Annotated in this window: 9 protein-coding genes and 1 pseudogene; 5 read left to right on the top strand and 5 right to left on the bottom strand. The window is 44.5% G+C overall.

Annotated elements, in window-relative coordinates; translation table 11 throughout:
• Nucleotides 1–67: 67 nt before the first annotated feature.
• Together vapC and HUN01_RS10500 are read right to left on the bottom strand one after the other, a co-directional pair.
• Nucleotides 68–478 (bottom strand): type II toxin-antitoxin system VapC family toxin, encoded by a 411-nt coding sequence (gene vapC / locus HUN01_RS10505; protein WP_238846144.1) that lies wholly within the window; start codon nucleotides 476–478, stop codon nucleotides 68–70.
• On the bottom strand, nucleotides 453–737 hold the full coding sequence (locus HUN01_RS10500; RefSeq protein WP_238846142.1) for a type II toxin-antitoxin system VapB family antitoxin: 285 nt from the start codon (nucleotides 735–737) through the stop codon (nucleotides 453–455). Before HUN01_RS10500 ends, vapC begins: the two co-directional genes overlap by 26 nt.
• Nucleotides 738–1,215: 478 nt before the next feature.
• Here HUN01_RS10500 and HUN01_RS10490 point away from each other — a divergent pair, with 478 nt between their 5' ends.
• Together HUN01_RS10490 and HUN01_RS10485 are read left to right on the top strand one after the other, a co-directional pair.
• On the top strand, nucleotides 1,216–1,881 hold the full coding sequence (locus HUN01_RS10490; protein ID WP_181931218.1) for a permuted SH3 domain-containing protein: 666 nt from the start codon (nucleotides 1,216–1,218) through the stop codon (nucleotides 1,879–1,881).
• A 5-nt stretch (nucleotides 1,882–1,886) separates the two neighbouring features.
• Nucleotides 1,887–5,018 carry an efflux RND transporter permease subunit gene (locus HUN01_RS10485; RefSeq protein WP_181931217.1) on the top strand — a complete coding sequence of 1,044 codons (3,132 nt, stop codon included), beginning with the start codon at nucleotides 1,887–1,889 and terminating at the stop codon, nucleotides 5,016–5,018.
• A gap of 71 nt (nucleotides 5,019–5,089) precedes the next feature.
• On the opposite strand, the gene HUN01_RS10480 is transcribed toward HUN01_RS10485, so the two are convergent.
• Nucleotides 5,090–7,429: a response regulator gene (locus HUN01_RS10480; RefSeq protein WP_181931216.1), complete on the bottom strand. Its 2,340-nt coding sequence runs from the start codon at nucleotides 7,427–7,429 to the stop codon at nucleotides 5,090–5,092.
• Between the two features lie 803 nt (nucleotides 7,430–8,232).
• Between HUN01_RS10480 and HUN01_RS10475 the strand changes: the two are divergent.
• Nucleotides 8,233–8,424 (top strand): annotated as a pseudogene (locus HUN01_RS10475) (tyrosine-type recombinase/integrase); the annotation flags it as partial.
• On the opposite strand, the gene HUN01_RS10470 reads toward HUN01_RS10475, so the two are convergent.
• Together HUN01_RS10470 and HUN01_RS10465 are read right to left on the bottom strand one after the other, a co-directional pair.
• A complete protein-coding gene (locus HUN01_RS10470) occupies nucleotides 8,372–8,698 on the bottom strand; it encodes a helix-turn-helix domain-containing protein (RefSeq protein ID WP_181931215.1) in 327 nt (108 codons plus the stop codon). The pseudogene HUN01_RS10475 and the gene HUN01_RS10470 overlap by 53 nt on opposite strands.
• The gene (locus tag HUN01_RS10465) at nucleotides 8,695–9,081 is read right to left on the bottom strand and encodes a type II toxin-antitoxin system RelE/ParE family toxin (RefSeq protein ID WP_181931214.1); all 387 of its coding nucleotides are present in this window, start codon (nucleotides 9,079–9,081) and stop codon (nucleotides 8,695–8,697) included. Before HUN01_RS10465 ends, HUN01_RS10470 begins: the two co-directional genes overlap by 4 nt.
• 369 nt (nucleotides 9,082–9,450) lie before the next feature.
• Here HUN01_RS10465 and HUN01_RS10460 point away from each other — a divergent pair, with 369 nt between their 5' ends.
• The gene (locus tag HUN01_RS10460) at nucleotides 9,451–9,666 is read left to right on the top strand and encodes a hypothetical protein (protein ID WP_181931213.1); all 216 of its coding nucleotides are present in this window, start codon (nucleotides 9,451–9,453) and stop codon (nucleotides 9,664–9,666) included.
• 122 nt (nucleotides 9,667–9,788) lie between these two features.
• Complete coding sequence (locus HUN01_RS10455; RefSeq protein ID WP_181931212.1) at nucleotides 9,789–11,453, top strand: FAD-dependent oxidoreductase; 1,665 nt, start codon at nucleotides 9,789–9,791, stop codon at nucleotides 11,451–11,453.
• Nucleotides 11,454–11,586: the final 133 nt, after the last annotated feature.

The raw sequence follows: 11,586 nt of genomic DNA, 5'->3' as shown, positions 1-11,586 counted from the left end.
TGGATTTCATCTGCCCTTTGGCAAACTATGGAGAACTTTTTGACTGTCTTAAGTACGATTAGATGATTCAAGGCTGAAAACGAAGGTGTTGGAGAGATCGCACTTGAGCAATGGTCTCGAAGTCACGATCATCATGGATCAAAAGCAAATTATTTTCCAGTGCCACTTGAGCAATACAGCAATCGATTGGACTACGAACGGTAAGCCCTTGGCGGCGCAAGTCGTAGTAGATACGTGCAGCCTCTTGCCACGAAGAAGGCGTGAGTTCAACGTAGTCTTGTGTTTCAAGATAAGTAGAGAGGAGAGTCCACTCTTGCTCATTCAGACTACCTTGCAACAATTCAAGCTGGGTGAACCGAGTGAGTTGTACCTGGCGATTCGCAATCAGGGTTTCAAGCTTCTGGCGAACTTGACCACTGCGATCACGGAAGACGCTGATCCACACAGATGTATCAATCAGCAACATGACGAGTTTCACGTAGGGCTTTATAATCAAAATCTGGGGCAAATTGAATCTGTCCCGCAAGGTCGAGAAGGTTTTTCTTACGGCGCGATCTCACGAATTCTTGTAGAGCAAGATTCATCAATTCTTCTTGGGTTGTGAGGTTAGTCAGTTGAAAAGCTTCGTTGAGAAGCGATTCATCAAGGTTAAGGGTAATTTGCATAGATATGGATATTGGATTGAAGTAGGCATGATTATTCTCTTTACATTTTAACCAAATAGATGACCAAGCCACCTCTGGGCATATCTTTGTATGTATTACTCCTAATTACGTGAGCATGACTGTCCAGCTTATTATACGGAAACTTTCAGTATAATCTTTTTCTCAATCCTAATATATCAAGCATTACAACGAACTCCTGTCTGAATATACGGAAAACTTCTTTTTTACATTGCTATCTGGGTATTGTACAGAATTTTTCCGTATAACTACCCTTCATGGGAGAATTATATGGAATTTTCCCGTATATTCCTTGGTGTTATATAGAAATTGTCACCCAATCCACCACATATTTTTCGCTAATTAAGACTTGCTTGATTGCCAGTCCCAAATCCGCTTCATCTTCCACCAGTAAAATTCGCATCACTCCAAGGAATCAACCATCAAGCTCTGATTTTACAAAAACATCTGCCATTTCACCTGGATTTCATCTGCCCTTTGGCAAACTATGGAGAACTTTTGTTTAATTCAGTATCCATTGTGAGGAGTGATTATGAAACCTTTTATGGTAGTGAGTTCCATTCTGGCAGCCAGTTTAATTATCAGTGCGCCCACAGTTGTATTTGCTCACACTGGACATGGTGATGAATTTCAAGCAACGGGTGGCATTAATCGCGTGAAAGTCAATACTCAAACCGATCAACTGTTAGGTATTGTTGTCACGCCGATCGCCTCCTCTGCCAAATCTGGAGCTAGTGTCATGATTCCGGTGACGGCACTGGTTGATGCCAACGGTAAACAGATAGTCTTTGTGGAGTATAAGAATTTTTATGAGCCAGTAGAAATTACAACTGGCGCGACCAAGGGCGAACTAATCACTGTTACCAAAGGGTTGTCAGTTGGGGAAAAGCTCGTTACTCAAGGTAGTTTGTCGCTCTATGCTGAATCGCGTAAAACTCAAACCGCCAATACAGCAACCAGTCCAGCCGCGATCGCCACTCCTAAAAAAACTGATACAGCCCATGCTCAAGCAGATGCTAAAGGAATACCTCATAGCCATGATACTAGCGGTAATCTCGTCTCACAGGCTGGTGAAACAACTCAGCAATCGGGCGGATTCCCGATGGGTATCTTAGCAGGTGTCGGTGGTGGAGTCGTGCTTGTCGGCGGAGCGATCGCTGTTATGGCAGGCAATCGCAAGAACAAGGGAGGCGTTTAATTGAGATGTTTAATTCTATTCTCAATCAGATTCTCAAAAACTCAATTACCCAGCGTTGGTTTATAGTTATTTGTGCGATTCTAGTGACGGCGTGGGGAGTATTCACTGTCACTCAGATGCCACTGGACGTTTTTCCTGAATTTGCGCCCCCCCAAGTGGATATTCACACCGAAGCAACTGGACTAACTCCAGAGGAAGTAGAATCACAAATTACCGTGCCGATTGAAAGCGCGGTGAATGGTTTGCCGGGGGTGACTACGGTGCGTTCTTCCTCCAAAGTCGGACTATCTATGGTGCAGGTGGTCTTTGACCAGGATGCCGACATTTACAAAGCGCGGCAATCAGTGACAGAACGACTCCAACAGGTGACAAATCAGTTACCTGAAGGGGTGCATCCACCGGAAATTTCACCGTTAGCATCGCCGTTGGGTACGATTTTACAGTATGCCTTTACTGTGAATGGGCAGGGGAAAACCTCGCTGATGGATTTACGCCGTCTGGTGGATAGCACCCTGAGCAACCAAATTTTGTCTGTGCCGGGAGTCACCCAAGTCACCGTTTACGGTGGGGATGAACGACAGGAACAAGTGTTAGTTGATCCAGAAAAAATGCGATCGCTCAATGTTTCCCTGACTGAAGTTACCAATGCTGCCAAAGGTGCAAATTCTAACGCTCCTGGTGGATTCTTAATTGGTGGTGGTCAAGAACTATTGGTACGCGGTATTGGGCAGGTAAAATCAATTGCAGACTTGCAGCAATCTGTGGTCAAGGTGCAAGATGGTAAACCGATTTTGCTCAAAGATGTGGCGGAAGTACAAACGGGTGCGGCACTAAAGCGGGGGGATGCTAGTTTTAATGGGCAGCCGGCTGTGGTGATGATGATTAACAAACAGCCTGATGTCGATACCCCCACAGTAACAAAAGCAGTAGAAGCGGTGCTGCAATCCTTGCAAGCAAACTTTCCCCCTGATGTGCAGGTGGCGCGAACATTCCGACAATCTAACTTTATTGATACTGCTATTGGTAATGTCAGCAGTTCTCTCATTGAAGGCATCATCATCGTGTCGGTGATTATGCTGTTATTTCTAATGAATTGGCGCACCGCCGTAATTACTCTGAGTGCGATTCCTCTGTCGCTGTTAATTGGCTTAATGTTCATGAAAGCTTTTGGCTTGGGCATTAACACCATGACCTTGGGCGGTTTAGTCGTAGCCATTGGTTCAGTTGTGGATGACTCAATCGTGGACATGGAGAACTGCTATCGGGGACTGCGAACTAATCAGGCGCAGGGCAACCCGAAGCATCCCTTCGAGGTGGTGTATGATACGTCAGTGGAAGTGCGGTTAGCCGTGATTTTTTCCACGGTGATCATCGTAGTCGTGTTTGCACCAATTTTTAGTTTGACAGGTGTTGAGGGCAATATTTTTGCACCGATGGGTTTGGCGTATTTGCTCTCAATCTGCGCGTCTACTTTGGTGGCCATGACCCTTTCACCTGCCCTGTGTGCAATTCTGCTGGCAAACCAAACCCTACCGCAAGAAGGTACATTCATTTCCCGTTGGGCAGAACGATTGTATCGTCCATTGTTAAATCTATCGCTGCGATTGCCCCAAATCATTCTGGGTGTAGCACTTGCAGCTTTGGTTGCTGCAAGTGCCATCGTTCCCTCCCTCGGACGGGTGTTTCTGCCCGAATTTCAGGAGAAATCATTGGTAAATTCAATGGTTTTATTTCCGGGTGTTTCCCTAGATATGACCAATCGGGCTGGGATAGCACTGTCCAGTGCGCTCAAAGATAATCCTTTGTATGAGTGGGTGCAAGTGCGATCAGGACGCGCTCCAGGAGATGCAGATGGGGCGGGAGTGAGTATGGCTCATGTGGACGTAGAACTGAGCGATCGCGCCCTCCAAGACCGCGAAGGCAGTATTAAACAATTGCGGCAAGAGTTCAATAAACTGCCTGGTGTAGCATCTAACATTGGTGGATTTATTTCTCACCGCATGGATGAAGTGCTGTCGGGGGTGAGAAGTGCGATCGCTGTGAAAATCTTTGGCCCGGATTTAATTGAACTACGAAAGATTGGCGAACAAGTGCGAGATGTGATTGGGCCCATCGCTGGTGTTGTAGATTTGCAGCTTGAACCCCAACTACCCATTCGTCAGGTACAAATCCATTACGATCGCACGGCTGCCGCAACCTATGGATTGAATATGGAGCAGTTATCAAACGTGGTGGAAACTGCTTTAAATGGTCGTGTGGTATCGCAAGTGGCAGAAAATCAGCAGCTTATTGATATTTCTATCTCCTTGACCGAGAAAGCCCGCAATAGTTTAGATGCCATTCGCGCTATTCCCATCACTACCCCAACTGGTCAAACCATCCAACTGGGTGCTGTAGCCAAAGTAGACTATGGTATGGGAGCGAATGTTGTGAATCGGGAAGACGTGTCACGGCTGATTGTCGTTTCGGCAAACGTTGCCGAGCGCGATTTGGGCAGTGTTGTTAGTGATATTCAATCCCAAATTCAACAGAAAATCAAACTCCCTAATGGCTACTTCATCCAGTACGGTGGACAGTTTGAATCGGAGCAGCGTGCTACTAATAATCTCCTGGTGTTTAGCATCCTGGCAGCGATCGCGATTGCTGTGTTGATGTTCTTCTCCGTTAAATCGCTCTCCGCGACGATCACCATCATGCTCAATCTGCCTTTGGCTTTAGTAGGTGGTATTATCTCCATTGCTTTGAGTGGCGGTGTGATTTCGATCGCTTCTTTGATTGGATTCATTACCCTATTCGGCGTTGCTGTCCGCAATGGCTTGTTGTTGGTAGACAACTACAACAACAAGTTTGCTCAGGGAATGCCCCTCAAAGATGTGATTGTCAACGGTTCTCTAGAACGAGTGAACGCCATTCTGATGACTGCACTCACTTCTGCGCTAGGGATGCTGCCTTTGGCGATCGCCAGTGGAGCCGGCAATGAAATTCTGCAACCCTTAGCAATTGTAGTTTTGGGCGGTTTATTTACTTCTACAGCTTTGACTTTATTGGTTATTCCTGCTCTCTACGCCAAATTTGGCAAACAGTTGATGCCTAAACAGAAACCCGTTTTGGTTAACCAAATATGGTCAAACGAATAACGATGTTGTTGTGATTTTTCTTTCTCCCCCTGCCTACACCGCGATAGGATATTTTTTTAGTTGGAAGTCCCTTAGTTCTGCTTCAGCATAGAATTAGCAACTTGGTATAAAGATTGGATGTTTAGTCCATCATTAGGATACTCAACCACAGCAAAATTACAAGTTACCTGGAAGCGATCGCCATTGGGAGCTGTAAAGACTTGCTGGCGGAGCTTGGTTAAAATGTCACTGAGGCGATGTTTGACCACAAGCCCTTCTGTTTCAGTAAACCCAGAAACTCCGACCACAAATTCTCCATTACCCCAATATCCCAATATTTCGCCACTGCAAAATGCCGATTGGAATAGACGACTCCATCGTTGCAATACTTGATTACCAGCCTCATGCCCATACTGGATATTAATTTGACGTAAATCGCTAATATTCAAGATTATTAAGCAAACCGATTGCTGATTTTTCTCGGCTTGAGTAATCAAGTGCTGTAAGTCGCGGCTAGACTGTAACTGATTTGCTAGCCCGGTTAAGGGGTCTTTGGTAGAGAGCGACTGAAGTAGGCGGCTGCGTTCTAGGCGGTGGGTAATCCTTGCCAGCAGTTCTGCCCCCACAACGGGTTTAACCACATAATCATCTCCCCCAGCAGCAAACACTTGCTGCACCGTTTCCATCTCCCGGTGAGCCGTCAGAAATACAATTGGCAATTCCTGCCATTGCGGATCTGTGCGAACTGCCTGACAAAGTTCTATACCACTAATTTGGGGCATTTCCACATCCAAAATCAACAAATCTGGTGCAGTAGATTGCAATACCTCCCAAAAACGTAGGGGATCGTCCAATCCGGTCATTCGCATTCCCCAAGGTTCTAACATTGGGCCTAGTGCTGCTAAAATCAGTGGATCATCATCAACTACTAATACATTTACTGTTAAAGAGCGGGTAAACTGCAATATTTGAGACGCAGTTTCCCAAACTTGATTTGCTGTGACAGGCTTGACGAGAAAACCCCGCGCCCCAGACTGAGCCAAAGTCACGCGATCCACTAGCTGATCAGTGACAGCCAGCGCCAGAACAGGTACAGGAGGAGTATGTGTTGCTAAGTCCAACATGAATGCCAAACTTTCTTCTCGCTGCCCGATCTCATCTACATTCAGCACTACTAAATCTGGTGATGTGGTTTGCAAGAAGTTTTTTGCAGCTTCTAACGTTGTTATTTGTTGCCAACGCATTTCCATAGAAGATGCTAGTTGTTGCAACTGTGAACCCAGTTGTAAATCAGGGTCAATCAGTAGTAACTTCGGATTTATCTCTTCCCCAATTGAGGTAGCAGTTTGATTAACTACCTTTTGTGCCATTAGGTTTAACAAGTTGCCTAACTCTTGGATCAGCGATATCAGTTGGTGTTTTTGGGCTGGTAATAACTCTCCATCTTTGTCTAAAATCTGTTCAATTTCCCGTGCTATTTGAGTTCCTGCTTCTTGCTCAAACATTCCCAAAACACCAGCTAGCTTGTGCGCTTCCCGTTCTGCCGATTTACGTAATTCTATAGTTAGTGTGCCGCTAGAGAGTTCTAAGGCTGCTTGTTGCAGTACCTCCATTCGCTGTGTCATTAGCCCTTGGTATTGACTCCACAACCCACTCATTGCTTGGTTAAATTGCTGTTCAACGGATGGAGAAGTATCGGGTACAGAGGAATCCCGATCTGGATTTTTTTGAGTTATTTTTTCGCTATTTCTACTAGTAGCTTTTTGGGATTTTAAGCGATATCCCAAACCATAAACATTTTCAATCCAGTCTACGGCTCCAACTACTTTCAACTTGTGTCGCAACCACTTAATATGAGACTTAACAGTTTCCTCTTGGGGTGGATCGTCAAAAGTCCAGAGATGTTCGATAATATCTCCCCGACTAAAAACCCGCAATGGATTCCGTAGTAGTAACTCCAGCAGACTATATTCTTTGGGTGTTAAATCCAAAACCTGATTATCGTATGTTACCTCGCAAATACTTGGATCTAACCGCAATGCCCCAACTTCTAGCACTGGAGGACGGGGAGTATCGCCGCGACGTAACAAAGCGCGTACCCTTGCTTGGAGTTCTCCCAAATTTAAAGGTTTAATGAGATAATCATCTGCTCCAGCATCGAGTCCACGAATGCGATCGCTAGTTTCATCTTTTGCTGTGATCAACAAAATAGGAGTGGAACGGCCACTAGAACGTAAGCGCTGACATAAAGTAATGCCATCGAGTTTCGGCAGTCCAACATCTGTTAATATCAAGTCGTAGTTCGTACTTTGGGCATATTCCCAGCCAATTTGTCCGTCTCGTGCGATTTCAACAGCATAGTGTTGTTGGGTAAGAGACTGCAACAAAACACTCGCTAAAATTTCGTCATCTTCGATCAGCAAGATTCTCATAGCAACTTACTCCACTAGGACTAGCCCAACAAATCAATGCCGATTAGCTTATTGCCTATCGCTGGCAGTGGCAATTGGACGGGTAACGAAAGCACAAGGCAAAATCGAAACTGCGATCGCAGCTTATCAATAAGCCATCAATAATATTAAATCGTTGCGGGTGGATTTAGCTGCCGTAAGTCCCGATGTACAATTTTCTTCCCGCAATGCAGTTAAGTCGGTTCACCGCAAACTGGTTGGATTGCTTGTGAAATCAGCTTCACAAAAAAACTGTACTGAACTATATTACATTTTCCCGCATTTCTCACAAGCTTAAGGCGTTTGATGTAGCAGAGGAGAAGTAATGAGTAATGAGTAAGAAGTAAGAAATTTTGGTTCTTGCGTCCGTTTTATGGCTGAATTCTGAAAAAAAATATATTGGTTTTTTGGATATAAATATTGAAGAAGTTAAAACGCCAATTAACTCTTTAGAGGTTGTTTGAAAAGTGTTTTGCTGTGACTTTAATCACTTTTAGATCCCCCTAAATCCCCCTTAAAAAGGGGGACTTTAAGAAGTTTTGCCCCCCTTTTTAAGGGGGGTTGGGGGGATCAAGAGTCCGTGGGGCTACTCTAGAAGACTTGTGTGTACACTGTAGCCTTTCTAAGGAGGGTTAGGGGGGATCTAAAATTTTTGATACCGACAAGAGGACTTTTCAAACATCCTCTTAGACGAAATTTACAAATTTGCAAAAATCTTAAAAGATAGGGCAATATTTTTAGCTAAAAATAAGATAGAAGCAGAAGTAACTGAACAATAAAATTTTTGCAAACAAGGTGGGATCATAGGCGTGTCTACCCACAGCTTTAGGTGTAGCGCGCTTACCCAGATGAGTAACGCTGGTATCCCACTGAGAGTTATTCAGGAAATCTCTGGGCATTGGAATTTAGAACAGTTGCAGATGATTAGTAAACAACTGTTGTCCGAGCTTGCTTACGATCTTCAGGCTTTCTTTTGATAATAATTTCTACATCATTATCTAAATCATTCAAAAATTGAAATAGTCTATCAATTGAAAAACCTGAAAGTCTACCTCTAACTAATGCTGAGACTTTTGGCTGATCGATTCCTAAAAGTTCAGCAGCTTGGACTTGTGTTAAATTGCGGAAAGTGATAGATTCGCTGATTTTACGTGCTAATTCAGCTTTCACTAATCTTTCTTCAGAATTAGGTAAACCTAAGTCAGAAAAGACATTTCCACTGCTAGTATAAACGCTATTTTCTTTAGTCACTCATCTACTCCTTTTTCTTTAGCAGCTTCTTCTAAATAGTCTTCTTGGGCGGCTTTTAAGCTCTTTTTTACTAAATCTATATCTTGTTGTGATGTAGCAATACCGTGCTTTGATTTCTTTTGAAATGCGTGTAATAAGTAAACAAACCCCGCAAATTTCACAGTGTACACTGCTCGGTATGTATCTCCATCAAAATCATCTACGACCTCTAAAACCCCACCCCCTTTAAAACCATGCAAGGGTTTTGCATCAGGATGTTTACCCCCATGTTGTGCTAAATCAAGAGCGTAACCCATTACGTCCTGCACGTCTTCAGGGAAATCCTTCAAGTCATCTAAAGCGCTTGCAATGTATTTGAGAGGTTTTTGGTGAGTTTTACTCATACAATAGCTAGTATGCTAAATCTAGCATACTATGTCAATAAGTGGATCAGTTGTATCAAAACCAGTACACTACCACCAATATTTAATTAGGCCACCGCCCCCAGTTAGTCTAGCAAACAAGCATTACAGGTAAGCGTCCATAGGGCGGGCGAGACGCCCACCCCACAAGAGTTAATTGAATATTTTTTATTTAGAAGTCCCTAATTCAATTTCAGATTAACGCGACTGACCAAAATAGTTTTATGATTCTCTACGAAAGCATATTGTGAAATTACCAAAATATTCTCAAGCTCATTCTGAAACATGGTGAATGGTGAATCACCTAAACCTTCTTCCAAGTTCAAATAAAGTGCAGGGAGATAAACAAGTATGGCTGAACACGTATTTCATAACCAACTGGGTTTAGAAGAACAAACTGAAAAACTCGGAAAGCAAGCATTGAGCTTGGGTTTGATTCCTAGCTTTGTGGTACATTACTTTCCCGATACTTGGGTATTTTATATACCAAATGAAAGTCAATCCGAACCTCTGACACCAGAAGAGGCATACTTTCGTTTAAAACAACTGGTTAAAAATAACGGCTAGTACAGCGCGGCTTAAATCAAGTTACCATTTTAAAACTTGCAAAAGCGCTGATATCCAAAACTTTTGACTTTTGACTTCCGCCTTGCGGTACTAGGCACTGCAATTGTTGAGTAACAGTAATTATGGCGAAACCAGCAATTTTAACCGTCGATGATGATCCAGAGGTGCTGCAAGCAGTGTCACGAGACTTACGGCATCAGTATGGCGATCGCTTCCGTATTGTTCGGGCAGATTCGGGTATTAACGCTCTGGATGTGGTGCAGCAACTCAAATTACGGAATGAAGCTGTTGCTCTATTTTTGGTAGATCAACGTATGCCCCAGATGGGAGGTGTAGAGTTCCTGGAACAGGCAAAAGACATCTTTCCCGATGCAAAACGTGCCTTGTTGACGGCGTATGCAGATACGGATGCTGCCATTAAATCAATTAATAGTGCCAGACTTGATTATTACTTACTCAAGCCCTGGAATCCACCAGAAGAGAAGCTATATCCGGTTTTAGATGATTTGCTTGATGACTGGCTAGCTGGATTCCGCCCACCCTTTGAAGGGATTCGAGTCATTGGTAATCGCTGGTCGCCTTTTTCACATCAGGTGAAAGATTTCCTAGCACGTAACCAGATTCCATTTAAGTGGTTAGATATTGAACTGGAACCAGAGGCGGCAAAACTGGTGGAATACGCCCAAGCTGATTGTAGACAACAATTGCCCTTGGTGCTGTTTCCCGATGGTTCCCGGTTAATTCAACCATCTAATTTAGAGATTGCTGCCAAAATTGGACTGCAAACTCAAGCAGAGCGTCCTTTTTATGATTTGGCGATCGTGGGTGCTGGCCCTGCCGGACTGGCCGCCGCCGTCTATGGCGCTTCCGAAGGATTGAGTACTGTCTTAATTGAGCGGGAAGCGCCAGGAGGACAAGCCGGTACGAGTTCGCGGATTGAGAACTATTTGGGGTTTCCTATTGGCTTGAGCGGTAATGATTTGGCAAGGCGGGGAGTCACCCAAGCGCGGCGATTTGGGGTAGAGATTCTCACACCTCAAGTAGTAACTGGGGTTAGGCTGGAAAATCCTTATCGGATTCTGCAATTAGCAGATGGGAGCGAGATTAGTTGCCATGCACTTTTAGTTGCAACCGGCGTTTCCTACCGTTGGCTAAAGGTTCCAGGAGCCGAAAAGCTGACAGGGGCAGGAATTTACTATGGTGCTGCCATGACTGAAGCGATCGCCTGTAGCAACGAAGAGGTTTACTTGGTAGGCGGGGCAAACTCTGCTGGACAAGCAGCAATGCATTTTTCTAAGTATGCCAGCAAAGTGATCATGTTGGTGCGGGGTGAGTCACTATCATTGAGTATGTCCCAATACTTGATTGACCAAATTGCCGCGACTGAAAATATCCAAGTTTGTACAGGTTGCAGTGTCGTGGAAGTGAAGGGAGAGAAACATTTAGAAGCAATTGTGATTGCCCATGCCAAGACTGGACAAACTGAAACCGTGCCAGCGCGATCGCTCTTTATTTTCATCGGTGCTAGCCCCAAAACAGATTGGCTCGATGGTGTTATTCAACGCGATGCTCAGGGGTTTATCATCACAGGGCCAGACTTAGTGCATAATGACAAATCTCCTCGTGGTTGGAATTTGGAACGCTCTCCTTTTTTGCTAGAAACCAACATTCCAGGCATCTTCGCAGCCGGAGATGTCCGCTACGGCTCAATTAAGCGCGTGGCATCCGGTGTGGGAGAAGGTTCGATCGCTATTCAATTCGTTCACCGCTACCTAAGTAATGTTTAAGGGAAGCGGTAAATACCAAGCTGTTTAAGTAAAATCTGCAACCCCTCCCCCCTGCCCTCTCAACTACGGCGTACACACAAGTCTCTTGACCCGCACCTTAGTTGCATCGACCTGCAAAAATTAACGTGAGTTC

The sequence above is a fragment of the Nostoc edaphicum CCNP1411 genome (assembly GCF_014023275.1).
Taxonomy (GTDB): Bacteria; Cyanobacteriota; Cyanobacteriia; order Cyanobacteriales; family Nostocaceae; genus Nostoc; species Nostoc edaphicum_A.
This window is presented reverse-complemented; position numbering and strand designations above follow the sequence as displayed.

Excerpts from the sequence above, each read along its gene's own strand:
- HUN01_RS10455 (WP_181931212.1), top strand. The coding sequence starts at position 9,789 with ATGGCGAAACCAGCAATTTTAACCGTCGATGATGATCCAGAGGTGCTG.
- HUN01_RS10485 (WP_181931217.1), top strand. The coding sequence starts at position 1,887 with ATGTTTAATTCTATTCTCAATCAGATTCTCAAAAACTCAATTACCCAG.
- HUN01_RS10490 (WP_181931218.1), top strand. The coding sequence starts at position 1,216 with ATGAAACCTTTTATGGTAGTGAGTTCCATTCTGGCAGCCAGTTTAATT.
- HUN01_RS10460 (WP_181931213.1), top strand. The coding sequence starts at position 9,451 with ATGGCTGAACACGTATTTCATAACCAACTGGGTTTAGAAGAACAAACT.
- HUN01_RS10465 (WP_181931214.1), bottom strand. The coding sequence starts at position 9,081 with ATGAGTAAAACTCACCAAAAACCTCTCAAATACATTGCAAGCGCTTTA.
- HUN01_RS10480 (WP_181931216.1), bottom strand. The coding sequence starts at position 7,429 with ATGAGAATCTTGCTGATCGAAGATGACGAAATTTTAGCGAGTGTTTTG.